The following is a 26,620-nucleotide window of genomic DNA, read 5'->3' as shown; positions in this document are numbered from 1 at the left end:
GGCACCCACTCGTGTCCCCTTCTCCTTCGCTGCATCTCGCCGTCGCCCTCGACGGCACCGGCTGGCACCCCGCCTCCTGGCGGGAGCCCGTGTCCCGGCCCCAGGACCTGTTCACCGCCGGCCACTGGGCCGGCCTGGTCGCCGAGGCAGAGCGCGGCCTGCTCGACTTCGTGACCTTCGAGGACGGCCTCGGTCTGCAGTCCTCGCACCTCCTCGAGCCGGACGACCGCACCGACCAGGTCCGCGGCCGTCTCGATGCCGTACTGCTCGCCGCACGCATCGCGCCGCTGACCCGGCACATAGGTTTCGTCCCGACCGTGGTGGCCACACACACGGAGCCGTTCCACATCTCCAAGGCGATCGCCACCCTCGACTATGTGAGCACCGGCCGGGCCGGCCTGCGGGTGCAGATCACCGCGCGCTCCAACGAGGCCGCCCACTTCGGCCGGCGCACGATCCCCCGCATCGAGGCCTTCGACAGCCCCGACGCCCAGGAGCTGGTCACCGACCTCTTCGACGAGGCCGCCGACTACGTGGAGGCCGTGCGCAGGCTCTGGGACAGCTGGGAGGACGACGCGGAGATCCGGGACGTCACCACGGGCCGCTTCATCGACCGCGACAAGCTGCACTACATCGACTTCGAGGGCGGCCACTTCAGCGTGAAGGGCCCGTCGATCACACCCCGGCCGCCGCAGGGCCAGCCGGTCGTCAGCGCCCTCGCCCATCGGACCGTGCCGTACCGGCTGGTGGCCCGCCAGGCCGACATCGGATACGTCACCCCGCACGACGCCGGCCAGGCCCGCGCGATCGTCGCGGAGATCCGCGCCGAACAGGAGGCGGCCGGACGTGCCGCCGAGCCGGTGCACGTCTTCGGCGATCTGGTGGTCTTCCTCGACGACGACCCGGCCGAGGCCGCCGCCCGCCGCGACCGCCTCGACACCCTGGCCGGCGAGGAGTACCGCAGCGACGCCCGGATCTTCACCGGCACCCCGGCCCAACTCGCGGACCTGCTGGAGGAGTTGCGAGCTGCCGGTCTCACCGGCTTCCGGCTGCGCCCCGCCGTGCACGGCCACGACCTCCCGGCCATCACCCGGGGCCTCGTCCCGGAACTCCAGCGCCGCGACGCCTTCCGCCGCACGTACGAGGCCGACACCCTGCGCGGACTGCTGGGCCTGACCCGCCCCGCCAGCCGCTACGCCACCGCCTGAGCCGGAAGGACCGCAGACCCATGAGCAAGCCGCTGAAGCAGATCCATCTGGCCGCCCACTTCCCGGGCGTCAACAACACCACCGTGTGGAGCGACCCCGCGGCCGGCAGCCACATCGAGTTCAGCTCCTTCGCGCACTTCGCGCGGACCGCCGAACGCGCCAGGTTCGACTTCCTGTTCCTCGCCGAGGGACTCCGGCTGCGCGAACAGGGCGGCAAGATCTACGACCTGGACGTCGTCGGCCGCCCCGACACCTTCACCGTCCTCGCCGCCCTCGCCGCCGTCACCGACCACCTCGGCCTGACCGGCACCATCAACTCCACCTTCAACGAGCCCTACGAGGTCGCCCGCCAGTTCGCCAGCCTCGACCACCTCTCCGGCGGCCGCGCCGCCTGGAACGTCGTCACCTCCTGGGACGCCTTCACCGGCGAGAACTTCCGCCGTGGCGGCTTCCTGCCGCAGGACGAGCGCTACTCCCGCGCCAAGGAGTTCCTGGCCACCACCCACGAGCTCTTCGACTCCTGGCACGGCGACGAGATCCTCGCCGACCAGGCCTCCGGCACCTTCCTGAGCGACGCCAAGGCCGGCGCCTTCGTGCACCAGGGGCAACACTTCGACATCGAGGGCCGGTTCAACGTCCCGCGCTCCCCGCAGGGCCGCCCGGTCATCTTCCAGGCCGGCGACTCCGACGAGGGCCGCGAGTTCGCCGCCTCCGGCGCCGACGCGATCTTCAGCCGGTACGCCACCCTCAAGGAGGGCCAGGAGTTCTACACGGACGTCAAGAGCCGCCTCGCCAAGTACGGCCGCGGCCACGACCAGCTGAAGATCCTTCCCGCCGCGAGCTTCGTGCTGGGCGACACCGACGCCGAGGCCGAGGAGCTGGCCAGGGAGGTGCGCCGCCGGCAGGTCAGCGGCGCCACGGCCATCAAGCACCTGGAGTTCGTCTGGAACCGGGACCTCTCCTCGTACGACCCGGAAGGCCCGCTGCCGGACATCGACCCGGACCTCGGCGAGCACCACATCGCCCGTGGCCGCGCCCAGGTGCGGATGTACCGGGACCCGCTGGCCGTCGCGCGCGAGTGGCGCGAGCGGGCGGCGGCCAACAACTGGTCGATCCGTGACCTGGTCATCGAGACGGGCAACCGGCAGAACTTCGTCGGCTCCCCGGCCACCGTCGCGAAGACCATCAACGACTACGTACAGGCCGACGCGAGCGACGGCTTCATCCTCGTCCCGCACATCACCCCGGGCGGCCTCGACGGTTTCGCCGACAAGGTCGTCCCGCTGCTCCAGGAGCAGGGCGTCTTCCGTACCGAGTACGAGGGCCCCACCCTGCGCGACCACCTGGGCCTCGCCCACCCGGACGCCGTGGCCGAAGAGCGGGCGGCCTCGTGAGGTTCCTCGCGATCACCCTGATCGTGCACGCCCCGGACCCGGTGACCGGCGTACGGAAGCCGACGCACGAGCGCTTCCGCGAGGTCCTGGACAACGCGGTGCTCGCCGAGGAGTTGGGCTTCGACGGATTCGGGGTGGGGGAGCGGCACGAGCGGCCGTTCATCTCCTCCTCGCCGCCGGTCGTCCTCAGCCACATCGCCGCGCTCACCCGCCGCATCCGCCTGTTCACCGCCGTGACCACGCTGAGCCTCCTCGACCCGGTGCGCGCCTACGAGGACTACGCCACCCTCGACCATCTCTCCGACGGACGCCTTGAGCTGATCATCGGCAAGGGCAACGGCGCCGCCCAGCGCGACCTGTTCGACGTCACGCCCGAGGACCAGTGGGAGCGCAACGCCGAGAGCTACGAGGTGTTCCGGCAGATCTGGAGGCAGGACAAGGTCACCGCCCGGACCCGCTTCCGTCCCGAGCTCACCGACGCCGAGGTGTGGCCGCGGCCGTTGCAGCAGCCCGTCCGGGTCTGGCACGGCAGTGCCACCAGCAAGGAGTCGGTCGACCTCGCCGCCCGCTACGGCGACCCGCTGTTCTCCGCGAACGTCACCAACCCCATCGAGCCGTACGCCGAGTTGATCCGCCACTACCGCGAGCGCTGGGAGCACTACGGCCACGACCCGGCGGACATCGCCGTCGGAGCCGGCACCGCGGGTCTGTACGCGGCCCCGACGTCACAGGAGGCGCTGGCCGCCTACCGGCCGGTGTTCGAAGGCAACCTGGCCTTCCAGAAACGGCTGGGCCTGGAACCCGTCTTCGCCACCCTGGAGGACTTCGTCGAGCGCAGCTCGGCGCTCGTCGGCAGCCCGCAGCAGATCATCGACAAGGTGCACCGCTACCACGAGCAGTTCGGGCACACCGTGCTGCATCTGCACGCCGACGCGGGCGGACTGACGGACACCCGGCACCGCGACTCGCTGGAGCTCTTCCAGTCCGCGGTCGCGCCGGTCCTGCGCCGCGAGATACCCGATCCGCCCTTCGCGTGGGGGCCGGTGCTCCCGGCGACCTCGCCGGCCGAGGAGCCCGCCCATGTCTGAGATCCCGCTCGGCGTCCTCGACCTGGTCCCGATCGCGTCCGGTGCCACCGCGGCCGACGCGCTGCGCAACTCCATCGACCTGGCGCAGCGGGCCGAGAGCTTCGGATACGCCCGCTACTGGTTCGCCGAACACCATCTCAACCCCGGCGTCGCGGGCACGTCCCCCGCGGTCGTCCTGGCCCTCACCGCCGCCGCCACCTCCACCATCAGGCTCGGCTCCGGGGCCGTACAACTCGGCCACCGCACCGCGCTGTCCACGGTCGAGGAGTTCGGCCTGGTCGACGCGCTGCACCCGGGCCGACTCGACCTCGGCCTCGGCCGCTCCGGCGGCCGCCCACCCGGGGCGACGGCCACGGCGGCGCCGCCGACGGCGACGCCCGTCGTGGACGGCCGCGCACCCAACGGTCTGCGCATCCCGCCCCGCTTCTCCTTCGAGCACCTGCTCGGCTCGCCCCGGATCGCGCTGCAGCGCCGGCTGCTTCTGCTGCCGGGCGCCCAGTCCCAGGACTACGCCGAGCAGATCGACGACATCCTCGCCCTGCTGGCCGGCACCTATCGCTCCCCGGAGGGCGAGGAGGCGCACGTCGTACCGGGGGAGGGAGCCGACGTCGAGCTGTGGATCCTGGGCAGCAGCGGGGGCGAGAGCGCCGAGACGGCCGGCGCCCGTGGCCTGCGCTTCGCGGCGAACTACCACGTCAGCCCGGCCACGGTCCTGGAGGCGGTGGACGGCTACCGGGCGTTCTTCCAGCCCTCCGAGTTCCTCGACAAGCCGCATGTCAGTGTGTCGGCCGACGTCGTCGTCGCCGAGGACGACGACACCGCCCGCGAACTCGCCACCGGCTACGGCCCGTGGGTCCGCAGCATCCGCACGGCCGAGGGAGCCATCGAGTTCCCGACGCCGGACGAGGCACGCGCCCACGTGTGGAACGAGCAGGACCGGGCGCTGGTCCAGGACCGCCTGGACACCCAGTTCGTCGGCTCCCCGGCCAGGGTCGCCGACCGGTTGGAGCAGCTTCAGGAGGCCACGCAGGCCGACGAGTTGCTCATCACGACGATCACCCACGGGCACGCGGCCCGGGTCCGTTCGTACGAACTCCTCGCGGAGGAGTGGCGCCGCAGGGGTCACTCCGCCCGGTCTGGCTGACGCCCGGGTCGCCACCGGCCTGTCGTACGAGAGCCCGGCGGGGGAGTGGCGTGGCCGGGGACGTCACCCTCCCCCGAAGGTGACGTCCCCGGCCGCTCCCCCGGTGCCGGACGGTGGTCCGTCCGCCCGTGTGCGGCTGACTCGTGCTGTCACCAGCACATGACCGCGGTTTCCCCCGAACCCCACGTGGAGTACAGGCGCACACGGACGAAGTAGCGGCGGCCCTTGACGAGACGGGCCCTTACGGTGGCGTTGTGCGGGGTTCCCCCGTCGTCCTCACCGGCGAGGTAGCGGGGTTCCCCGTCCCGCTCCTCGAAGACCACGACGACGGCGTCGTTGTCGCCGAAGGTGCCCACGGTGTACTCGCGGGTCTCCGGCGGCTCCACCGTGAAGTCGGCCTGTTCGCCCGCGCCGAGCACGACCGGCGCCGAACGGAAGGGCACCAGCGCGGTCGGCCGACGGGTGGGCCCGGCCGGCGGATACCAGCGCAGGACGTACTCCTTGTCGGCGGGGGAGAGGGTGCCGGGCGGGTTGAGGCCCGAGTGGTACTGCTCCGGCTCCAGGATCAGTCCCGCCGTGAAGGGGTACTCCATGATGGACTGCGGATCCCAGACGGAGCCGTTGACCTCGTCCGGGTCGAGCTTGCGCAGGATGTTGAACCAGGTCCTGTCCCGGCCCCAGAAGTTCGGCGGGCCCGACAGATCGGCGTACACGGCCTCGTCGTCCCAGTGGATGCCCGCGAACGGGCTCTGGTGCTCGTGCAGCAGACCGAGCGCGTGCCCGATCTCGTGCAGGGCCGTCCCACGCTCCCCGGGCGCGGTCAGGTCCCAGCCGAAGTTCATGGTGCGGTCGTGCAGACCGACCTGGAGCGCGTCCTTGCCCACGGTCGACCACGATCCGTCGCCGAGCTGGAACCCGACGCGCAGTTCCGCCTCCGAGCGGTCGGCGACCTCGACGAACGACAGTCCGATGCCGAGGTCCTGCCACTCCTGGAAGCACTCGCGCACCACGTCCTGTTGCTTCTTTGAACCGGCCCACGACACCCGCCGGGACTGCCCGGTTCCCGGTACGGGAATGACGGACCCGTCGGTGTCGCCGTCGAAGAAGTAGTAGTGCACGACCGTGCCGTTGACCCACATCGGGCGTCCCCCGACGAGCGCACCGATCCGCTCGGCGGTCAGCCCCGGTGCGAAGACGGGGGCCGACTGCTGCGCGAGGGAGCAGTAGCGTGCGGTCATGACGCTCAGACTGCCGCCGACGCGGCCTCGGGCGCCTGAGTCGGGGGCTACTCAAGTCGCCCTGTATCAGGAGTGAGTAGGCGGCCTCTAGTTCTCGTGACGACTTTCGAGCGGGACGCGAAGACCCTGGAACTGCCCTGGCCGTTCACCGGACGCACGGACGAACTCGATCTGGTCCGCCGGTCGGTGAGTGCCGGCCACGCCGGCATCGCGGTCACGGGCCCGGCGGGCTGCGGCAAGACCCGGCTCGTCACGGAGGCGCTGCGCGGCGGCGACTGTGCCAGGGTGGCCGGGACGCCCGAGACCCGGCAGCTGCCCTTCGCCGCGTTCGCCCACCTGCTGCCCGACACGGTCTCCCTGCACCGCGCCGTCCAACTGCTGGCCAGGGTAAGGCTGTTGCTGGTCGACGACGCGCATCTGCTGGACGACGCGTCCGCCGCCCTGGTCCACCAGCTCGCCGTGCAGGGACGCACCCGGCTGGTGGTCGTCGCCACGGACGGCGCTCCGATGCCCGGCGCGGTGTCCCGTCTGTGGACCGGGGAGGTGCTGCCGCGGCTCGCCCTCGCGCCGTTGCCCCGCGAGGAGACGGCGCAGCTGCTGGCCGCCGGACCGGAACCCCTGACCTTCCACCGCCTGTACCGCCTGTGCCAGGGCGACCTGCGGTTGCTGCGCGACCTGGTGGGCGCCGTACGCGATCGCCGCGTTCGCGTTCCGGGCCCGGACGAATGGGCCTGGCGCGGCCCGCTCCCGCTCACGGCGACCGTACGGGAACGGGCGGCCCGGGTCCTGGACCGCACCGACCCCGACGAGCGTGACCTCCTCGAACTCCTGGCCTTCGGCGAACCGTTACCGCTCGACATGGACGACCTCGACCTGCGCCGCCTCGAACGCCTGGAGGCCGACGGCCTGGTCCGCGTCGAGGACCACGGCGCCGTCCGGCTTGCCCACCCCCTGCACGGCCCCGCGTTGCGCGCGGCGGCCGGACGCCTGCGGGCCAGGCGGCTGGCGCGCGGACCGGAGGAGTGGAAGGCCGCCCTGGAGTCCGAGGAGGCCGAGCTGACCCGGCGGATCGAGGCGGCCGACGTACGGACGACGCCCACGCCGGTCGGGGAGTGGCTGGTGGCGGAGGGCGCGCCGGTCCCGGCCGGATACGCGGCCGTCCGCGCGCGGTTCTCGCGGCTGCGGGGAGAACTGCGGGAAGCGGCGGCCTGGGCGCGCGAGGGCCTGCGCGGCGCGGCGGACGACCCGCCGTGCCGGACCGAACTCGCCCTCGCCGCCGCCCAGTCCGGCGAGGGGACGGTCGCCCGGGACGGCGACGCCACGACGGCCCGACCCGGTGAAGCGGCGACCGCTCGTGGGGTCGTCGGCGGCGCGGCCGACACCTGGCTCGCGGTCGCGCGCGGTGACATCGGTACGGCGCTCGCGGCGGTCGGCGACGAGCCCTACGACGCCGTACGACTCGGCGCGCCCGAGAAGGCCGCCGGCCGGCTGCCGGGGGTCTTCGCCGCGCACGCCACCGCGCTCGCCCGTGCCGACGGACCCGCCCTGGACCGGGCGGCGGAGCTGCTGGCGGAGCGCGGCTTCCTGCTCTTCGCCGCCGAGGCGCACGCCCAGGCCGTCCGGGCTCACCGCGACCCGCGCGCCGCCCGCACCTCACGCACCCGCGCCGCCGCCCTGGCCCGGCGCTGCCAGGGCGCCCGCACCCCGGCCCTGTCCGGGCTGGTCCTCGGTGAACTCACCACCCGGCAGCGGCAGATCGTCACCCTCGCCGCCGCGGGGCTGAGCAACCGGCAGATCGCGGAACAGCTCACCCTGTCGATCCGTACCGTCGGCAACCACCTGTACAGCGCGTACGCCCGCCTCGGCACCGGCGACCGCGCCGCGCTGTCCTGGCTCGTGGAGACGCCGGAGGCCCAGCCGGCCTGAACCACGCACCGGACCGGCGGTCTGACCCCCGTGATCGGGGGAGGGGTCAGGCCGCCCCGAACGCCGTGAACGCCCACCCCGTGGCCTGGTGCACCGCGTCGCCCGGCAGCGCGCTCCGGGCGTCGCGCAGCGCCTCGGCCAGGGACAGACCGGAGCTGAGCCCCTTGTGCAGCGCCAGCATCAACGGCACCACGGCGGCGTCGTTGACGGGCGCGCTGCACGCCACCACCCCCGCCGTGCCCAGCGGCAGCAGGGCGGTGACCAGACCGAGCAGCTCGTCGGCGCCGACCGACGCGAACCGGGCGGTGTCGCAGCAGGACAGGATGATCCGGTACGGACTGCGGTCCAGGCGCTCGAAGTCGTGGACGATCAGCGGGCCGTCGGCCATCCGCAGCGCCGAGAACAGGGGACTGTCCGCGCGGAAGGTGCCGTGCGCGGCGATGTGGGCCAGCGCCGCACCGTCGAGTTCCGCCAGGACACGGGGCACGCGCGCGTCGTCCTCCTCCAGCACGACCGGCACGACGGGACTGCCGTAGCGGGCGGCCAGTTCGGGCACCTCCGCGCCGCCGGTGGCGAGGCCCGGTCCACGCACCAGCACCTGGCGGCCCCCGGGCGGCGGCTCGGTCTCCCGGGCGCGCAGCCAGCTGCTCGCCGACGGCGACACGCTGAGCACCCGCTCGCGCAGCGAGGGCAGCAGCGCCCACGGCACACGGTGCAGCCGGCCCGGCGGCACCACCACGACGGGCCCGCCGCCCAGGTGCGCCGCGGCCGGTCCGAGCAGCAGCTCCTCCAAGCGCCGCCCGGCCGCCTCCACCACCGGCAGCCTCGCCTCGGCCCCCGGATGGGCCAGCCGCCGCAGCCCGGCCTGCACATGCTCGGCCTCGCGTTCCGCGTCGGACAGCAGTCCCGCCTCGAACCGCCGCACCCGCCCCTGCCCGCACAGCAGCACGTGCACCCGCCCGTCGAGCACGGCCAGCTCCACCAGGCGTACGTCGTCACCGAGGCGTTCCAGCAGCCTGCCCGGGTCGAACCGGTGCCCGTCGCCGGGGGACTCGCCGCGGATGTGCAGGGTCCGCGAGCGGATCTCCCGTTCCAGGCGCCGCTGTTCCCGCTCCAGCGCCAGGACCGGGTGACCGTCCATGCGGGCGGCCTCCGCGCGGGCGGCGATCTCGCGGAACGCCGTCAGGCCGCTGAGCAGCGCGGGGTCGGCGGGCGGCCGGGTCGGCGGCGCGGACAGCGCGGTGGCCCGCCACCGCTCGCTCCACACCAGCAGCCGCCGCGGGCCGCCCGAGTCGAGACTGGCCCGCTGGGCGAGCGCGGCCAGCTCCGCGCCCTGCTCGGTGGCGCGGGCTCGCAACTCCGAGGCGCCGAGCGTCATCCGATGGTCGTCGAGTACGTCGAGGCCGCGCCGGCAGGCCTCCAGGACCCCCCGGCCGGATCCGGCGGCCCGGGCCCGCAGCGCCTGCGCCACCCAGCCCGTCAGCCGGGCGAGCGGCGGCCCGCTGTGCCGGCTGCGGGCGGCGACGGCGAAGTGCCGTTCGGCGTCCGCCGTCCAGCCGAGGCCCAGCGCCGTCCGGCCCGCGAGCAGCGAGGCCTCCGGCGCGGTCGGCGCGCCGAAGCCGGCCAGCCGGTCGGCCACCGCGGCCGCGTCCGCGACCAGCCGGCCCGAACCGCGCCCGGCGGCCAGCCGCGCCTCGATCAGCACCAGCCGGGCGTGCGTCTCCCACCAGGTGCGCCGCTGCCCCGCGAACAGCCGTACCGCCAGGGCGGCGCGCGCGATCGCGGTGTGCGGGTCGCCGGCGAGCCGGGCGGCCCGGGCGGCGACGAGCAGCAGTTCCGCCTTGCGGGTGGACTGCCCGCCGATGCCGTCGAGAACGCCGATTGCCGCGTCGGCCTCCGCGAGCGCCTCGGGAGCGAGGCCGGCGGCCATCAGGACCTCGGCGCGCCGGATGCTCAGCATGAACGTCGGCGTGCCGAGCTTGGCGTACCGCTCCTCGGCCTCGTCGAGCAGCCGCAGCGCCACCGGGACGTCACCCGAGCGGAACGCGGCGAGGCCCCGGCTCTCCACGGCGTCGGCCTTGTCGTGCTCCTGGCCGGTGGTGTCCCACAGTGCCTCGGCGGCGGAGAAGTCGGCGTCGGCGCGCTCCACCGCCCCCAGCGCGAGGTGCACGGTCGCGCGCAGGGTCAGCGCCCGTGCCGTCCAGATCACGTCGTCGGCCTGCCGCAGTACGGCGATCGCCCGGCGTACGTCCTCCAGCGCCTCGCCGTGACGGCCCAGCACCCACCAGACGTAGGCCCGCCGGTACAGGACACGCGCGCGGGTGAGGCCGGTGCCGCGCGCGACGCCCCGCTCGAAGGCGGTGAGCCCCTGCCGGGTGCGGCCCGCGTGGACCAGCGCCACACCGAGCGTGCCGAGGACGTCCGCCTCGCGGTCGGCCGACTCCGCGCGCGCCGCGAGGTCGCGGGCGCGCCGCAGATGGGTGAGCGCGAGCCGCAGATCGCCGAAGTCCCGCTGCCAGATGCCGATCACCTGGTGGGCGACGGAGGCATGCAACGGTGGAGCATCGTTGTCGAGCAGGCTCTCCGCCCTCGCCAGAGCCTCGCCCGGGGCGGCGAACACCATCGGCAGGAGTTCGAGAACAGAGTCGCTTCCCGCTGTCACTCCACGCATGGTAGTGCTCCCTGTTGCACCCCACACGCGTTTGGCGCTGTATCAATCGACGGCCCGGCCGCTCTGATTGAGGACCACCGCTTCTGTGGGAGGGACACGCCATGGCACCTCAGCGATTCCACGAGCAGTTCGACCAGATCCAGCGTTCGATGCCCGACGTTCCCCTGGCGATGGGGCCGGACGACGCGGCCGAGTTCTTCTACGAGAAGGGCGTCGTCCTCGCCCGCGACGGCGAGGAGGCCCGCGTCGTCGAGGACACCGTGCGCACGCACTTCACCGCCGCCACCGGGCTGGTCTCCGACCAGGTGCGCCGGGCGAGTCCGGAGACCAACCGCACGGGCATCACCCGTATCCAGGTCGGCGATCCGGGCCACGGCGACCGACGGGGCGACCGGGCGGTCGCCGGCGCCCTGCGCGCGCTCAGGGAGGCGGAGGGGCGCACGGGGCGACGCCTGGTCAGCCGCAACCACGTGGTGTCCATCGCCCCCGTCAACGCCTGCCCCGGCGACGAGCCGCTGCCCGCCCCGCTCACCGGCGGGCCCAACCCGGCGGTGGTCGAGGGTGCCTACGACGCCGACACCGCCATCGGCGTCCTCGTCATCGACAACGGCCTCATGCACGACTACCGCTCCTACCCGCTGCTGGCCCACACCCAGGGCGACGCCCAGATCCAGGAGACCGACGAACAGGGCGTCCTGCAGCAGTACGTGGGCCACGGCACGTTCATCGCCGGGATCGTCGCGGCCGTCGCGCCCAACACGGACGTCACCGTACGCAACACCCTGAACGACGCGGGCGCCGTCCTGGAGTCCGAGTTCGGCGCGAAGCTCTTCGAGGCCGTCGACCGGCACGGCTGGCCCGCGGTCCTCAGCCTGTCCGCCGGCACCTCCAACGGCCGTACCGACGGCCTGCTCGGCATGGACGCCTTCATGGAGGAGCTGCGGAACCAGCGCACCCTGCTCGTCGCGGCCGCCGGCAACAACGCCAGCGCCACGCCGTTCTGGCCCGCCGCCTACGCGGACCTGCCCGACTACCAGGACGCCGTGCTGTCGGTCGGAGCGCTGCGCAGCGACGGCGAGTTCGGTGCCTGCTTCAGCAACCACGGCGGCTGGGTCAAGGCCTACGCGCCCGGCGAGCGACTGGTCAGCTCCCTCACGGGCTTCGACGCGCCCGTCCCGTACGTGTACCACCACTCCACCTACGACGACTGCCGGTTCGGCTTCGCCTACAACTGCACCTGCCAGTACCCGCCGCACACCGGCCTGTTGAGCGAGGACGGCAGCACGGCCACACCCGACCGGGTGCTGTTCGACGGCTTCGCGTACTGGAGCGGCACCTCCTTCGCCACTCCCGTGGTGGCCGGCATGATCGCCGCCCACATGACCGCGCACAAGGAACCCGACGCGCGTGCCGCCCGGCGGGAACTGCTCGCGGCCAACACGGAGTTCGCCGAAGTGCGTGGGGCGCACGTACCGGCGCTCCGTCCGTCCAGCTGGCGCCCGGCCCCCGTCGTGCAGCTGGCTTACGGGTCATGAGGGTCGGAGCCGCCCCCTCCGCGGCGTACGATGACTTGCCGTACACGAGGGGTGGGGCCGTGGACCGTGCAGATGTCGGCGCGCTCGTCCAGTCAGCCGTCGACGGCGACGCGGCGGCCTGGAAAGCGCTGGTGGAGGGGCTGAGCCCGCTGGTGTGGTCGGTGGTGCGCGCACACCGGCTCTCCGACGCCGACGGCCACGAGGTCTACCAGACCGTGTGGTTCCGTTTCGCCCAGCACCTGGGGCGGATCCGCGAACCGCAGAAGGCCGGGTCGTGGCTGGCGAGCACCGCCCGCCACGAGTGCCTGAAGGTGCTCAAGGGCCTGCGGCGGCTGACGCCCACGGACGATCCGCATCTGCTCGACCGGATCAGCGAGGACCGTACGCCCGAGGAGTTCCTCATCGACTCGGAGGAGGCCGCCGCCGAGACCGAGCGGATTCGGCATCTGTGGCAGGAGTTCGGGGAACTCGGCGATCGGTGCAGGCAGTTGCTGCGCATCCTGATGGCCTCGCCACCGCCCAGCTACCAGGAGGTGTCCGCGGCACTGGGCATCGCCGTCGGCAGCATCGGCCCGCTGCGCCAGCGCTGTCTGCGCCGCCTGCGGGCCCGACTCGACGCACGGGAAGCCTTGTGAACGACATGGACGACTTAAACGGAATGAACGATCCGAACGGCATGGACCCGGAGGACGAGGCTCTCGGTGAAGAGGGCTTCGACGGCACGGAGTTCGACGCCGACCTGCTGGAGGAGGAGCTGCGCCGGGCCGCCGCCATCCTGGACCCGGTGCCGGCGGAGCTGGGCCGCATCGCCGTCGAGGCCTACGCGCTGCACGACCTCGACGCCTGTATCGCGGAGCTGACCTTCGACTCGGTGGTCGACGCCCTCCCGGTCAGAGGTGCCGCGGACGTGCCGCGGATGCTGACCTTCCACTCGGACGGGGTGACCATCGACGTGGAGGTGAGCGCGCAGGGCCTGATGGGGCAGCTGCTGCCTCCGCGGGCGGCCCGGATCGAGGTGCTCACCGGCCCGCAGTCGGCCGCGCCCCTGGAGGCCGACGACATGGGGCGCTTCGCATCCGCTGCGGCCCCCACCGGTCCGTTCGCGCTGCGGCTGCGGACCGACGGGGAGACGGTGGTCACGGAGTGGCTGCGGGCGTGAGCCGCCTCGACGTCACCCCGTCACCGCGTCCACCAGCTCCGCCAGCGCTTCGGCGAGCCGGGACAGCCCGGGGCCTGCCGGACCGCCCGGCTCGGTCATGTACGTGTCCCGGCGGATCTCCACCATCAGGGCACCGACCCGTTGCTCGGTGCCGTAGAACTCCAGCGGCACATAGGCGCCGCTGAACGGACTGTCGAGCCCTGTGTCACCGAGTCCCGCGAACGCCCGCCGGGCGGCGTCCAGCAGTTCGGGCGGCGTGTGGGAAGGGTCGGTACCCAGGCAGACCGGCGGCCGGGGGCCCGCGCCGTGCAGCTCGTACGGCAGCGGCTCGGTGGGATAGGAGTGCACGTCCACGATCACGGCCCGGCCCGTGGCGGCCAGCCGGTCCGCCACGGCGTCGGTCATCGCCCGGGCGTACGGGCGGAAATACCGCGCGACCAACGGCTCGGGGTCGGTGTCCGCGGGCCGTAGCACGGCACGGTGCGTGGTCCGCGTGTACACCGCGCCCATGCCCACCGAGAGCATCTCCTCCCGCTCGTCCGGGAACCGCTCGGGGTCGACGACCAGCCGGGAGAGCCGGTTGACGAACCGCCACGGGGCGACCGCGGCCAGCCGTGCGGCCTCGTCGGCGAGCCGTGCGGTGTGCGCGTCGGTGATGTGGTCGAGCTCCCGCTCCAGCTCTCCGTCGTCCAGCACGATCCCCGCGCGGACGGCCGGCGGGATCTCCCGCGCGGAGTGCGGAACATGGAGGATCACCGGGGACGCGTCCGCTCCGGGCAGGAACTCGAAGGACGGTGCGACAGGAGGCACGGGCTGCTCCGGGGGCGGTGTCAGTGGTCTCGGGCAGGATCAAGGTGCCACATGCCACATCACCGAGCACGCCGAGGACCGTCATGCCGATCAGCAACGAGCGGGTGAGCGCCCATCCGTTCCTGCGCGCCCTGTACAGGGACGACTACTACCCCGACCACGTGGTGGACCGGGGCAGGGCGATCCTCCTCGCCCTGTGCGAGCGCATCGAGGCCGAACGGCCCGCCGACCTCGACGCCCTGTATGCCCTGACCCGGGCGGCCACCGGGGAGTTCAACGACCTGGAGGCGGCGTTCGAGGAGGCCGGCAGCGAGATCGAGACGGTGGCCCGTGAGGAGATAGCCGAGAACTTCTGGTTCGTCGCCGACGCGTACGGCTTCGCGGAGGCGGACGTGGAGGAGCTGATCGCCACCCGCGAGTGGTGAGGCCGGTGCCCTGGCCCGGTGTCGCAGCACGACCGTCCACGAGCTGGGCCGCATCGCAGGCCGCCCACCGCATCGCCGTACGCGCGCGACTCCTGGACACCGCGCGGCCGACGGGCTGCCGGGCCTGGCGCGCGGGCTGACGCCGTCGCAGGTCGACCTGCGACGGCGGGCGCGCCGAGCACCGGGCGCCGACCTCGTGGTGAGGAGCCGGCTCGGACCGGTGTACGCACCGGCCGAGCCGTACCCCCGCGCCGCGGAAGGCGGTTGGAACCCGGGCGGTGCTCTTCGCGGAACCCGGGCGGTGCTCTTCGCTCTGCCCGGACGAGAGGGCCGGACGTGGCTCCGCCCCCGCGGGCGGGCTGCCCGCAGGGGCGGAGCTCGGAGGGCCGTCGGGCCCGACAGGCCGTCGGGCCGCGGACGTCAGCTCAGGGACGCCAGCGTCTCGTTCCAGGTGGCCGACGGGCGCATCACCGCGGCGGCCTTGGCCGGGTCGGGCCGGTAGTAGCCGCCGATGTCGGCCGGCTTGCCCTGGACGGCGTTCAGCTCGTCGACGATCTTCTGCTCGTTCGCCGCGAGGGTCTCGGCGAGCGCGGCGAAGGCCTTCGCCAGGTCCGCGTCGTCGGTCTGCTTCGCCAGCTCCTGCGCCCAGTACAGGGACAGGAAGAAGTGGCTGCCGCGGTTGTCGATGCCGCCGACGCGACGGGTCGGGGACTTGTCCTCGTTGAGGAAGGTCGCCGTGGCGCGGTCGAGGGTGTCGGCGAGGACCTTGGCGCGGGTGTTGCCGGTGAACGTCGCGTACTGCTCCAGGGACGGGACCAGCGCGAAGAACTCGCCGAGCGAGTCCCAGCGCAGGTAGTTCTCCCGGACCAGCTGCTGGACGTGCTTCGGGGCGGAGCCGCCGGCGCCCGTCTCGAACAGGCCGCCGCCCGCCATCAGCGGGACGACCGACAGCATCTTGGCGCTGGTGCCCAGCTCCAGGATCGGGAACAGGTCGGTGAGGTAGTCGCGCAGCACGTTGCCGGTGACCGAGATGGTGTCCTCGCCGCGGCGGATCCGCTCCACCGACAGCTTCGTGGCCTCGACCGGGTTCAGGATCCGGATGTCCAGGCCCTCGGTGTCGTGCTCCGTCAGGTACGTCTTGACCTTGGCGATCAGGTTGGCGTCGTGGGCGCGGGTCTCGTCCAGCCAGAACACCGCCGGGTTGCCGGTGGCGCGGGCGCGGGTGACGGCCAGCTTGACCCAGTCCCGGATCGGGGCGTCCTTGGTCTGGCAGGCGCGGAAGATGTCACCGGCCGAGACGGTCTGCTCGATCACGACGTTGCCGGCCTGGTCGACGAGGCGGACCGTGCCGGTGGTCGGGATCTCGAAGGTCTTGTCGTGGCTGCCGTACTCCTCGGCCTTCTGCGCCATGAGACCGACGTTGGGAACCGAGCCCATCGTCGACGGGTCGTAGGCGCCGTTGGCGCGGCAGTCGTCGATCACGGCCTGGTAGACGCCCGAGTAGCTGGAGTCCGGGAGGACGGCGAGGGTGTCGGCCTCCTGGCCGTCGGCGCCCCACATGTGGCCGGAGGTGCGGATCATGGCCGGCATCGAGGCGTCGACGATGACGTCGGACGGCACGTGCAGGTTGGTGATGCCCTTGTCGGAGTCGACCATCGCGAGCTCCGGGCCCTCGGCGAGCTCCGCGTCGAAGGAGGCCTTGATCTCGGCGCCCTCGGACAGGCCTTCGAGGCCCTTGTAGATGCCGCCCAGACCGTCGTTGGGGGTCAGGCCGGCCGCGGCGAGCGTCTCGCCGTACTTCGCGAACGTCTTGGGGAAGAAGGCGCGCAGCACGTGACCGAAGATGATCGGGTCGGAGACCTTCATCATCGTGGCCTTGAGGTGCACGGAGAACAGCACGCCCTCGGACTTGGCCCGGGCGACCTGCGCGGTCAGGAACTCGCGCAGCGCGGCCACGCGCAGCACGGACGCGTCGACGACCTCGTCGGCGAGGACCGGTACGGACTCGCGGAGGACCGTGGTGGTGCCGTCGTCGCCCACGAGCTCGATGCGCAGGGCACCGGCCTCGGCGATGACCGCGGACTTCTCGGTGGAGCGGAAGTCGTTCTGGCCCATGGTCGCCACGTTCGTCCGGGACTCGGAGGTCCAGGCGCCCATGCGGTGCGGGTGGTTCTTGGCGTAGTTCTTGACCGAGGCGGGGGCGCGGCGGTCCGAGTTGCCCTCACGCAGGACCGGGTTCACGGCGGAACCCTTGATCTTGTCGTAGCGGGCGCGGATCTCGCGCTCCTCGTCGCTCTTGGGGTCGTCCGGGTAGTCCGGCAGTGCGTAGCCCTGGCCCTGCAGCTCGGCGACCGCGGCCTTCAGCTGCGGGATCGACGCCGAGACGTTCGGCAGCTTGATGATGTTGGCCTCGGGCGTCTTGGCCAGTTCGCCCAGCTCCGCCAGTGCGTCGGGGATCCGCTGGTCCTCGGTCAGGTACTCCGGGAACACGGCGATGATGCGCCCGGCCAGCGAGATGTCGCGGGTCTCCACGGCGACACCCGCCTGAGAGGCGTACGCCTCGACCACCGGCAGGAAGGAATACGTCGCCAGGGCCGGGGCCTCGTCAGTGTGCGTGTAAATGATGGTCGAGTCAGTCACCGGGTGCTCCGCTCCACGTCTGCAACATTGCTCGACATCAAGATATCTCGTGACCGAGCCCGGTTCGACAGCGGTCTGCGTCCACTTCCGGACACGCCGTGTGCCCGGCCGGGCAACCGATCCGCGCGATCCTGCGGTCAAGTAGGCGGATCGCCCGCTCCACGGGGCAACCGATCCGCCCGATCCCGCAGTCAAGTAGGTAGATCGCCCATCCCGAAGACGGCCGGACCCGACCATCCGGCCGCCCGAGTGAAAGCTGACCATGAGATATCGCACCAGAGTGACGGCACCGGCGACCGCCCTGATCGGCACCGCCATGGCCCTGTCCGGGGGACACACCGCCTACGCGGCAGCGGGGAAGACGCCCGGAGGCAAGGGGACGCCGGGCCCCGAGACCCTCGGCGACCCCGTCTTCCCCGCCCTGGGCAACGACGGATACCGCGTCTCGGCCTACCACCTCGACCTCGCCTACGACGCGACGACCGGCCTCGTCGAGGCCACCACGACCCTGAACCTGCGCACCAGCCAGGCCCTCACCCGCTTCTCCCTCGACGCCCTCGGCCTGGACATACACTCCGTGCGCGTCGGCGGCCGCACCGCCGCCTTCGAGCAGGTCGACGAGAAACTGCGGATCACCCCGGACAGGGCCCTGCCGGACGGCGCCCGGGTCACCGTGCGGGTGGAGTACTCGGCCGACCCGCGCCGCACGCTCGCGCACACGGCCTGGGTCCCCACCCCCGACGGCTTCGCGGTGGCCGGCCAGCCGAACTCGGCGCACACCGTCTTCCCGTGCAACGACCACCCGCGCGACAAGGCGGACTTCACCTTCCGCATCACCGTCCCGGCCGGACTGCGCGGCGTCGCGAGCGGCCTGCTCGTGTGCACCGAGAACCTCGACGGCGGCCGGACGGCCTACACGTACCGCTCCCGCTCACCCATCGCCACCGAGCTGGTGCAGATCACGGTCGGCGACTACGTGATCAAGGACCGGCAGGGCCCGCACGGCCTGCCGCTGCGGGACGTCGTACCGGCCGCGCGGGCCCAGGCGCTGGAACCGGCGCTGGCCCTGACCCCCGGACTGGTGGAGTGGCTGGAGGCGCGACTGGGCGCCTACCCGTTCGAGACGTACGGACTGCTGCCCTGCAACTCCGACGACCCGAACGCCTTCGACTTCACCGGTCTGGAGACCCAGACCCTCACGCTGTACAAGCCGAACTACCTGCTCCAGGAGGAGTCGAAGATCGGCTCGCACATGATGCACGAGCTGGTCCACTCCTACTTCGGCAACAGCGTCTGCCCCGACACCTGGGCGGACCTGTGGCTGAACGAGGGCCACGCCGACTTCTACGGGCTGCTGTACCGCTACGAGCGCGGCTGGGCCGACTCCATCGGCCTCACCACGATGGAAGCCCGGATGAAGAACACGTACGCCCGCGGCGACCAGTGGCGCCACGACTCGGGGCCGGTCGCCGCGCCGAACGCGGTGAACCTCTTCGACAGCCAGCGCTACCTGGGCGGGGTCCTGGTCCTGTACGCCCTGCGGCAGGCGGTCGGCGAGGACGTTTTCAACGCCATCGAGCGCGCCTTCCTGGAGCGCCACCGGGGCGGGTCGGCGACGACCGAGGACTACATCGCCGTCGCCTCCCAGGTCTCCGGCCAGGACCAGTCGGGCTTCCTGCGGGAGTGGCTCTACGGCACGACGACGCCGCGGATGCCCGGGCACCCGGACTGGACGGTCACACCGGTGACCTCGTCCCTGGCCACCCCGCACAAGCGGACGGGCGGGCACTACCACGACGCGTCGGCGACGCTCTGAGTCAGTGGTCGAGCTGGGCGGAGGCCGCTTCGCCCAGCTCGTTCCCGACGCTCCGCTGCTGCGGGATGACGACCGAGCCCTGCTGGAGGGCCACCGTCCGGGTGGGCGCCGGGATGCGGATGCCCTCGTCGCGGTAGCGCCGGTGCAGGCGCTTGATGAACTCGTGCTTGATCCGGTACTGGTCGCTGAACTCGCCGACGCCCAGGATCACCGTGAAGCCGATGCGGGAGTCGCCGAAGGTGTGGAAACGGACGGCCGGCTCGTGCTCCGGGAGGGCGCCGGTGATCTCCGTCATCACCTCGGCGACGACCTCGCTCGTCACCCGCTCCACGTGCTCCAGGTCACTGTCGTAGGCCACACCCACCTGGACCAGGATCGTCAACTGCTGCTCGGGCCGCATGAAGTTGGTCATGTTGGTCTTGGCGAGCTCCCCGTTGGGGATGACGATCAGGTTGTTGGACAGCGCCCGGACGGTCGTCTGCCGCCAGTTGATGTCCTCGACGTACCCCTCCTCCCCGCTGCTCAGCCGGATGTAGTCACCGGGCTGGACGGTCTTGGAGGCCAGGATGTGGATGCCCGCGAAGAGGTTCGCAAGGGTGTCCTGCAGGGCGAGGGCGACCGCCAGACCGCCCACACCGAGGGCGGTGAGCATCGGGGCTATGGACACGCCCAGCGTCTGCAGCACCACCAGGAAACCGATGGCCAGCACCAGGACCCGGGTGATGTTGACGAAGATCGTGGCCGATCCCGCGACGCCGGAGCGGGACTGGGTGACCGAGCGCACCAGGCCGGCGATCACCCGGGCCGACGTCAGCGTCACCACGAAGATCAGCACCACGGTGAGAGCCTGGTTGACGTGGTTCTGCACCGTCCTCGTCAGCGGCAGCGCCGCCCCGGCGGAGGCCGCGCCGGCCACGAACGCGGCCCACGGGACCACGGTCCGCAGCGCGTCCACGATGACGTCGTCACCGCTCCAGCGCGTACGGTCGGCGTGCTTGCCCAGCCAGCGCAGCAGCATGCGCAGCAGGAACGCCGCGAGCAGGCCGGCCGCCAGCGCGATCCCGGCGATGACCAGGTCGTCGACTGTGAGCGCGCGCTTCACCGGGCACCTCCGGGGAGAAGAAAAGCGGCGAAAACCTTCGCCGACGGCCGGATGTGAGGACTCGTCACGTTGCCACCTGCTCGTTCACGGGATGTGCGTGTGGCGCCGGCCCGCACGGCCGCGGCCCGGCGCGACCGCTCATCCTGCCGTATCCGGTACGGGTGTTCCTACCAGGCCCGATGGTCCGCGGCGGGTTTCGGTCACCGTGCCGTGAACCAGCCGCGTCCCGCGGCTCAGTCGTCCCCGAACGCCCCGTGCCGCCCCGCGCCCGAGGCGAACCGTGCAGCCCCCGCCATGCCCTCGGCCAACACTCCCAGCCCGTACCGGAGTTCGCCCCGCATCGCCGTCTCCTCCGCCAGTCCCTCCTGATCGAGGACGGAGGCCCGGTCGCCGCGCAGACAGGCCTGGGGGAAGCGGGCGATGCCGGCGGCCAGTTCCTCGGCCGCGGCGCGGGCGGTGCCGGTGGCGACGACGCGGTTGGCGAGCCCCATCTCGTGGGCCTCACGGGCCGGCACCGGACGTCCGGTGAGGATCATGTCCAGCGCGCGGCTCGTGCCGATCAGCCGGGGCAGCCGTACCGTGCCGCCGTCGATGAGCGGGACGCCCCAGCGGCGGCAGAACACCCCGAAGACGGCGTCCTCCTCCGCCACCCGCAGGTCGCACCAGAGTGCCAGCTCCAGGCCCCCGGCCACGGCGTGCCCGGCGACGGCGGCGATCACGGGCTTCGACAGCCGCAGCCGGGTCGGCCCCATCGGGCCGTCGCCGTCCTCGGTGATCCGGTTGCCGCGCTCGGTGCCGATCGCCTTGAGATCCGCGCCCGCGCAGAAGGTGCCGCCCGCACCCCACAGCACCGCCACCCGGGCGTTTTCGTCGGCCTCGAACTCCCGGAAGGAGGCGGTCAGTTCGGCTGCCGTCGGGCCGTCCACCGCGTTCCTGGCGGCGGGGCGGGAGAGGACGACCGTGGTGACGTGACCCTGACGCTCGCTGCGCACCGGCATGAAGGAACCCTCCTCGCGACGGAAACGGACCGCACGTTACTCCCCGGTCACCGCGTACCGGACTCGTGGCGCGCTCCTGCCGACGCTCAGATGACCTTCAGGCGCAGCAGGGCGCCGAGCGTCAGCGCGCCCGGCAGCAGCGGCAGCCAGACCGTGATGATCCGGTAGGCCAGGACCACCGCGGTGGCGACGGCCGCCGGACCGCCCGCGGCGACCAGCGCGATGATCAGCGCCGCCTCGACCGAGCCGATACCGCCCGGAGTGGGCACCAGCGCGACGGCGACCGTCGCCGCGAGGTACGCGAGGGCCATGTGCACGGGCGGCACCGGAAGCCCCAACGCCAGCCCCACCGCGGCCAGACCGGTCGCCTGGAGTGCGGGGAAGGCGAGCGAGCCACCCCACAGGGCGAGCGCGCGGGCCGGGCGGGCGTGCACCGAGCGTGCCTCGCCCAGTGCCGTGCGCAGGAAGGAGCACACGGCGGTGCGCAGCCGTCGTACGAAGACGAGCACCCCCGCCGCCACGACGAGCACCGCGCCGACGGCGGCGAACAGCGGGCCGACCGCGCCGTGGGGCAGGAGGGTGCCGAGGCGCAGCGCGTCGGGGAACGCGACGAGCAGCGCGGCCAGCAGGCCGAGCCGGCCGACCGCCTCCGCCAGCAGGTACAGGGCGAGGGCGGCGGAGGAGCGGGCCAGCGGGACCCCGCACACGGTCATGAACCGCAGGTTGACCGCGCTCGCGCCGAGCCCCGTGGGCAGCAGGTGGTTGGCGGCGCCCGCCGCGAACTGCGTGGCCAGCAGCCGCCGTCTGGGCAGCCGCTCGACGACGGCACCCTGCCGGGTGAAGGCGGCGGCGACCCAGGTCAGACAGGTCGCACCGACCGCGACCAGCAGCCACGGCCACTCGGCCGTCCGCAGCTGACCGAAGCCCTCGGCGAGGACCGACCGGTGCCGCACCGCGACGACGGTGACGAGCAGAAGCGGTACCAGACACAGGATCTGGCGGACCGGGACGCGCCGTGGGAACCGTTTCCCCGGCAGATCCGGAAGCTCGGGCAGCTGAACCGCAGTCACACCGGGAGAGGGTTCCGGCACCGCGCCAACAGCGGGTTGCGGAAACGGAGACAGAGCATTACGTACGGTCATCGGGTCCTTCGCGCGGGGGACGCAGGGCGGGGCGGGCGGGCGGAGGGGCACGGAGCGGATCGGGAGGCGCACAGAGCGGGTCGGCGGGGCGGGTGTCGTCGAACCATTGACCTCAACGATGCTTGAGGTCCTAGGTTCTCTTCCATGAGCATGGAGACCACAGCCTGGACACAGCTGCACAGTGTCATGAACGCCGAGCAGGAGCGCCGCCCCTTCGCCCGCGCCACGCTGCGCCGCATCGGCGCGTTCGCCCGTCCGCACCGCGTCCGCATCGCCCAGTTCGTCCTGCTCGGGGTCGTGACCGCGCTGCTCGCCGTCGCCACCCCCGTGCTGGCCGGACGAGTCGTGGACGCGATCGTGTCCGGCGGAGACGAGGACACCGTCGTACGCCTGGCCCTGCTCATCGCGCTGATCGCGGTCGCGGAGGCGGCGCTCGGCATCCTCGGCCGCCGGCTGTCGGCGACCCTCGGGGAGGGCCTCATCGTCGATCTGCGCACAGCCGTGTTCGATCATGTCCAGCGCATGCCGGTCGCGTTCTTCACACGCACTCGTACGGGAGCGCTCGTCTCCCGACTCAACAACGACGTCATCGGCGCCCAGCGCGCCTTCAGCAACACCCTGTCCGGAGTGGTCAGCAACCTGGTCACGCTGGTGCTCACGCTCGCCGTGATGCTCACCCTGTCCTGGCAGATCACCCTGCTCGCGCTGGCCCTCCTCCCGGTGTTCGTGGTGCCGGCCCGGCGCATGGGCAGCCGAATGGCCCGTATGCAGCGCGAGGCGGCCACACTCAACGCGTCCATGGGCACCCGGATGACCGAGCGCTTCTCGGCGCCCGGCGCCACCCTGATCAAACTCTTCGGCCGGCCCGAGGAGGAGTCCGAGGAGTTCGCCGCCCGCGCCCGCAGGGTCCGGGACATCGGCGTCCGCACAGCGACGGCCCAGTCCGCCTTCATCACCTCCCTGACCCTCGTCTCGGCCCTCGCCCTCGCCCTCGTCTACGGCCTCGGCGGCTGGTTCGCCCTGCGCGGCACCCTGGAGCCGGGCGCCGTCGTCTCCCTGGCGCTGCTGCTGACCCGCATGTACGCGCCGCTCACCGCGCTGGCCGGAGCCCGGGTCGAGGTGATGAGCGCCCTCGTCAGCTTCGAGCGGGTCTTCGAGGTACTCGACCTCAAGCCGCTGATCGAGGAGCGGCCGGACGCCCGCGCGGTCCCCGACGGACCGGTCGCCGTCGAGTTCGACAACGTCCGCTTCGCCTACCCGTCCGCCGACAAGGTCTCTCTGGCCTCCCTCGAGGAGGTGGCCTCCCTCGACACCCGGGGCGGCACCGAGGTCCTGCACGGCGTCTCCTTCCGCGCCGAACCGGGCCGGACCGTCGCCCTGGTCGGCTCCTCCGGCGCGGGCAAGTCGACGATCGCGCAACTCCTGCCGCGCCTGTACGACGTCGACGAAGGTGCGGTCCGCGTGGGCGGCGTCGACGTCCGTGAGCTGACCGCGGACTCGCTGCGCGGCACCCTCGGCATGGTCACCCAGGACGGGCACCTCTTCCACGACTCGGTCCGCGCCAACCTCCTGCTGGCCCGCCCCGCGGCCACCGAGGACGAGCTGTGGGACGCCCTGCGCCGCTCCCGCCTCGACGATCTCGTACGGTCCCTGCCCGACGGCCTCGACACGGTGGTCGGCGAACGCGGCTACCGGCTGTCCGGCGGCGAGCGCCAGCGCATGACCATCGCCCGGCTGCTGCTGGCCCGCCAGCGCGTCGTCATCCTCGACGAGGCCACCGCCCACCTGGACAACACCTCGGAGGCCGCCGTCCAGGAGGCGCTCGCCGAGGCGCTGGAGGGCAGGACGGCGGTCGTGATCGCCCACCGGCTGTCCACGGTGCGGACGGCCGACCTGATCCTGGTGGTGGAGGCCGGCCGGATCGTGGAACGCGGCACCCACGACGACCTGCTCGCGGCGGACGGCCGGTACGCCGAGCTGTACCGCACCCAGTTCGATCAGCGGCGGGGCGAGGTGACGGACGTGACGCGGACGGGGGTGGAGGCGGTCCTGCCGAGCGTGGCGCCGGGCGTGCTGCCGGGCGCCGTCGCGGACGCCGCGGCCCCGGCCGGCTGACGTGGAGGGCGGCCGTCCCCCGGGCGGATGCCGCGGCCCCGGCCGGCTGCCGTGGAGGGCGACCGTCCCTGGGGCGGGCCGACGTCGGCAGGGCAGCCACCTGCCGTCGGCGTCGGCGTCGCCGCGGTGAAGACGGGGTGCACGGTCCGCGGTGGAGGCCGACAGCCCGCCGGCCCCGGGCCGGGACGGCGAGGTGGCCGTACGGCCGGAGGAGATCGTCGCGGCCGGAGCGGTGGGGCTGCAGAGGCCGTCGCGCGGGGCGGCGCAGGTCAGAGCCTTGATCGTCGTATCCGAGTCAGTAGCTGCGGCAGGCAGGACGTACGGTCGGTCCGCCGAAGTGATCGACGAACTGGCGGAGCACGTGCTGCCGCACTTCCCGCCCCGGGCGCTCCGGGCACGCGGGGAGCACCGGTCCGTGGGGCGGACCGGGCCCTGAGGAAGGACGAAACCCCGGTCGCCGCTGTGTGGCAGGGCCGGGCTCAGTCCAGGGCGGGCCAGGACGGCCGCTCCTGCGCGTAGTCGCACGTGCCCTCCGCCCGGAACTGCAGGGCCGCTCTGGTCACCTCTGCGCCGAGGCCGCGCAATTGGTCCGCGACCGCCTGGTCGGTGAGGCGTCCGTCGCCATCGAAGACCCGGGAGGACCGCGCGACCGCGAACACCAGCGGCACGGCCCAGCCGCGCAGCGACCGGACGATGAACTCCATCGCGTTGATCGCCTGCAGGCCCTGCACTCCACCGGCCGTCGTCAGCATCCCCACGGGTTTGTTGCTCAGGTAGGGCGGGTCGTGGTCGGCCAGGAGGGCGAGCCAGTCCACCGCGTTCTTGAACGCGCCGCTGACCGACCCGTGGTACGTCGGGCTGCTCCACAGCAGGGCGTCGGCGGCCTGAACGGTGTCCGCAAGCCGGCGGGCGGACGGAGGGATCCCGTGCGCGGAGGTGTAGAACGGAAGGTCCAGCCGCTTGAGGTCGAGCACCTGGGTGTCTGCGCCCGCCCCGGCCGCCCCCTCGACCGCCGCACACAGCGCGGTGAGGCTGGTCGACGGGGTGCGCAGCGAACCCCCCATTCCGACGACGAGCGGGGGGTGCGCCATCCCGTCAACTCCTTCAGAGCATCTCCAGGGGCGTGGGCCCGCTGGGCGGCGGGAACGCCTCGTCGAGGGCGTCGAGCGCCTCGGCGGGAAGGTGGAGGTCCACTGCGCCGCGGTTCTCCCGAACGTGGTCGGGTGATCCGGAACGCGGGATCGCGGCCACCCCCTGTTCCAGGACCCAGGCGAGGGCCACCTGGGTCGGCGTGACTCCGAGGGACCTGGCCACGGCACTCAGAGCCTCGACCTTCAGGAGCCGCCCCTGCTCGATCGGGGAGTAGGCCATGACCGCCACCCCGGCCTCGCGGCACCAGGGGAGCAGATCCCACTCGATGCCGCGCCGGGAGAGGTTGTACAGCACCTGGTCGACGGCCACGGCGTCGCCGCCGGGGAGGGCGGTCAGCTCGGCCATGTCGGCGACGTCCAGATTGCTCACGCCCCAGTAACGGATCTTCTCCGCCTCCATCAGGTCGGTGAATCCCGCAAAGGTCTCCTCGAGTGGCCACCGTCCCCGCCAGTGCAGCAGGTAGAGGTCCAGCCGTTCCGCCCGGAGCCGCCGCAGACTGCCCTCGCAGGCGGCGACAGTGCCTTTCCGGTCGGCGTGGCCGGGCAGCACCTTGCTGACGAGGAAGACCTCCTCCCGGCGTCCCCGGAGGGCCTCCCCGACGAGCTCCTCGGCTGCGCCGTCGCCGTACATCTCCGCCGTGTCGACGACGGTCATGCCCAGGTCCACGCCCAGCCGCAGCGCGGCGATCTCCTGTTCACGCCGGGCCGGGTCCTCGCCCAGGTACCAGGTGCCCTGCCCGAGCGCCGCGATCTCCTCACCGGAGGGGAGTGTGATCGTTCTGGCCGATTCCGCAGACATCTCGGGCCTCCGTCCGCCGCGGATCCGTGTCACGCGCACCCGCACCGAGTGCCCAGGTCCGCGCCTTCCAGGCAACCGGTGTCGCATGCGCCGCAAGGGAGGTCGGGAGGGGCGAGCGGACCGCGCCGAGAGCGCGCCGGGACCGGGTGCGCGGTCGCGCAACGCGACGGCTCCGGACACAACGACGCCGCGGGAGAGGACCGCCGCGAAGCCGATCATCGCGGTCGGCACGGGCGAAGTGCCGCAGGGCGATGCCCGA

Annotated in this window: 21 protein-coding genes; 12 read left to right on the top strand and 9 right to left on the bottom strand. The window is 72.7% G+C overall.

Features of this window, described 5'->3' with window-relative positions:
• Positions 1-11 precede the first annotated feature (11 nt).
• From OG985_RS09965 to OG985_RS09950, 4 genes are read left to right on the top strand one after another with little or no spacing between them, the layout of a single operon-like run.
• A complete protein-coding gene (locus tag OG985_RS09965) occupies positions 12-1,208 on the top strand; it encodes an LLM class flavin-dependent oxidoreductase (RefSeq protein WP_371667907.1) in 1,197 nt (398 codons plus the stop codon).
• Between the two features lie 20 nt (positions 1,209-1,228).
• The gene (locus OG985_RS09960; protein ID WP_371667906.1) at positions 1,229-2,602 is read left to right on the top strand and encodes an NtaA/DmoA family FMN-dependent monooxygenase; all 1,374 of its coding nucleotides are present in this window, start codon (positions 1,229-1,231) and stop codon (positions 2,600-2,602) included.
• Complete coding sequence (locus OG985_RS09955) at positions 2,599-3,690, top strand: LLM class flavin-dependent oxidoreductase (RefSeq protein WP_371667905.1); 1,092 nt, start codon at positions 2,599-2,601, stop codon at positions 3,688-3,690. Before OG985_RS09960 ends, OG985_RS09955 begins: the two co-directional genes overlap by 4 nt.
• Positions 3,683-4,834, top strand: coding sequence for an LLM class flavin-dependent oxidoreductase (locus OG985_RS09950; protein ID WP_371667904.1), 1,152 nt, complete (start codon positions 3,683-3,685; stop codon positions 4,832-4,834). Before OG985_RS09955 ends, OG985_RS09950 begins: the two co-directional genes overlap by 8 nt.
• Positions 4,835-4,983: 149 nt before the next feature.
• Here OG985_RS09950 and OG985_RS09945 read toward each other — a convergent pair whose 3' ends face one another.
• Positions 4,984-6,072, bottom strand: a complete 1,089-nt coding sequence (locus OG985_RS09945; RefSeq protein ID WP_371667903.1) for a M12 family metallopeptidase — start codon at positions 6,070-6,072, stop codon at positions 4,984-4,986.
• Between the two features lie 96 nt (positions 6,073-6,168).
• On the opposite strand from OG985_RS09945, the gene OG985_RS09940 reads away from it, so the two are divergent.
• Positions 6,169-7,998: a LuxR C-terminal-related transcriptional regulator gene (locus OG985_RS09940; RefSeq protein WP_371667902.1), complete on the top strand. Its 1,830-nt coding sequence runs from the start codon at positions 6,169-6,171 to the stop codon at positions 7,996-7,998.
• A gap of 46 nt (positions 7,999-8,044) precedes the next feature.
• On the opposite strand, the gene OG985_RS09935 is transcribed toward OG985_RS09940, so the two are convergent.
• Positions 8,045-10,621: a CHAT domain-containing protein gene (locus OG985_RS09935; protein WP_371674319.1), complete on the bottom strand. Its 2,577-nt coding sequence runs from the start codon at positions 10,619-10,621 to the stop codon at positions 8,045-8,047.
• A gap of 149 nt (positions 10,622-10,770) precedes the next feature.
• On the opposite strand from OG985_RS09935, the gene OG985_RS09930 reads away from it, so the two are divergent.
• From OG985_RS09930 to OG985_RS09920, 3 genes are read left to right on the top strand one after another with little or no spacing between them, the layout of a single operon-like run.
• Entirely contained in the window at positions 10,771-12,204 is a 1,434-nt protein-coding gene (locus OG985_RS09930) for a S8/S53 family peptidase (protein WP_371667901.1), read from the top strand.
• Positions 12,201-12,839 carry an RNA polymerase sigma factor gene (locus OG985_RS09925; protein WP_371667900.1) on the top strand — a complete coding sequence of 213 codons (639 nt, stop codon included), beginning with the start codon at positions 12,201-12,203 and terminating at the stop codon, positions 12,837-12,839. Before OG985_RS09930 ends, OG985_RS09925 begins: the two co-directional genes overlap by 4 nt.
• A gap of 23 nt (positions 12,840-12,862) precedes the next feature.
• Positions 12,863-13,363 carry a hypothetical protein gene (locus tag OG985_RS09920; RefSeq protein WP_371667899.1) on the top strand — a complete coding sequence of 167 codons (501 nt, stop codon included), beginning with the start codon at positions 12,863-12,865 and terminating at the stop codon, positions 13,361-13,363.
• 12 nt (positions 13,364-13,375) lie between these two features.
• On the opposite strand, the gene OG985_RS09915 is transcribed toward OG985_RS09920, so the two are convergent.
• Positions 13,376-14,173, bottom strand: coding sequence for an N-formylglutamate amidohydrolase (locus OG985_RS09915; RefSeq protein WP_371667898.1), 798 nt, complete (start codon positions 14,171-14,173; stop codon positions 13,376-13,378).
• 83 nt (positions 14,174-14,256) lie between these two features.
• Here OG985_RS09915 and OG985_RS09910 point away from each other — a divergent pair, with 83 nt between their 5' ends.
• The gene (locus OG985_RS09910) at positions 14,257-14,598 is read left to right on the top strand and encodes a DUF5713 family protein (RefSeq protein ID WP_371667897.1); all 342 of its coding nucleotides are present in this window, start codon (positions 14,257-14,259) and stop codon (positions 14,596-14,598) included.
• Positions 14,599-15,018: 420 nt separating this feature from the next.
• On the opposite strand, the gene OG985_RS09905 is transcribed toward OG985_RS09910, so the two are convergent.
• The gene (locus tag OG985_RS09905; RefSeq protein ID WP_371667896.1) at positions 15,019-17,238 is read right to left on the bottom strand and encodes an NADP-dependent isocitrate dehydrogenase; all 2,220 of its coding nucleotides are present in this window, start codon (positions 17,236-17,238) and stop codon (positions 15,019-15,021) included.
• 262 nt (positions 17,239-17,500) lie between these two features.
• On the opposite strand from OG985_RS09905, the gene OG985_RS09900 reads away from it, so the two are divergent.
• Positions 17,501-19,054 carry a M1 family metallopeptidase gene (locus OG985_RS09900; protein ID WP_371667895.1) on the top strand — a complete coding sequence of 518 codons (1,554 nt, stop codon included), beginning with the start codon at positions 17,501-17,503 and terminating at the stop codon, positions 19,052-19,054.
• A 1-nt stretch (position 19,055) separates the two neighbouring features.
• Here the strand turns inward: OG985_RS09900 and OG985_RS09895 are convergent, their stop codons facing one another.
• The 3 genes from OG985_RS09895 to OG985_RS09885 form a co-directional block, all read right to left on the bottom strand.
• On the bottom strand, positions 19,056-20,156 hold the full coding sequence (locus tag OG985_RS09895; RefSeq protein ID WP_371667894.1) for a mechanosensitive ion channel family protein: 1,101 nt from the start codon (positions 20,154-20,156) through the stop codon (positions 19,056-19,058).
• A gap of 233 nt (positions 20,157-20,389) precedes the next feature.
• Positions 20,390-21,154, bottom strand: coding sequence for a crotonase/enoyl-CoA hydratase family protein (locus OG985_RS09890; protein WP_371667893.1), 765 nt, complete (start codon positions 21,152-21,154; stop codon positions 20,390-20,392).
• A gap of 86 nt (positions 21,155-21,240) precedes the next feature.
• Positions 21,241-22,224: a YbhN family protein gene (locus OG985_RS09885; RefSeq protein ID WP_371667892.1), complete on the bottom strand. Its 984-nt coding sequence runs from the start codon at positions 22,222-22,224 to the stop codon at positions 21,241-21,243.
• A 216-nt stretch (positions 22,225-22,440) separates the two neighbouring features.
• Here OG985_RS09885 and OG985_RS09880 point away from each other — a divergent pair, with 216 nt between their 5' ends.
• Positions 22,441-24,411, top strand: a complete 1,971-nt coding sequence (locus OG985_RS09880) for an ABC transporter ATP-binding protein (protein WP_371667891.1) — start codon at positions 22,441-22,443, stop codon at positions 24,409-24,411.
• A gap of 151 nt (positions 24,412-24,562) precedes the next feature.
• A complete protein-coding gene (locus tag OG985_RS09875) occupies positions 24,563-24,847 on the top strand; it encodes a hypothetical protein (protein ID WP_371667890.1) in 285 nt (94 codons plus the stop codon).
• A 43-nt stretch (positions 24,848-24,890) separates the two neighbouring features.
• Here OG985_RS09875 and OG985_RS09870 read toward each other — a convergent pair whose 3' ends face one another.
• Entirely contained in the window at positions 24,891-25,502 is a 612-nt protein-coding gene (locus OG985_RS09870; protein ID WP_371667889.1) for an NADPH-dependent FMN reductase, read from the bottom strand.
• A 13-nt stretch (positions 25,503-25,515) separates the two neighbouring features.
• On the bottom strand, positions 25,516-26,361 hold the full coding sequence (locus OG985_RS09865; protein WP_371667888.1) for an aldo/keto reductase: 846 nt from the start codon (positions 26,359-26,361) through the stop codon (positions 25,516-25,518).
• Positions 26,362-26,620 lie beyond the last annotated feature (259 nt).

This window comes from Streptomyces sp. NBC_00289 (genome assembly GCF_041435115.1).
Classification (GTDB): domain Bacteria; phylum Actinomycetota; class Actinomycetes; order Streptomycetales; family Streptomycetaceae; genus Streptomyces.
The sequence above is the reverse complement of the archived record's forward strand: the minus strand, read 5'-3'. Positions and strand labels throughout refer to the sequence as shown.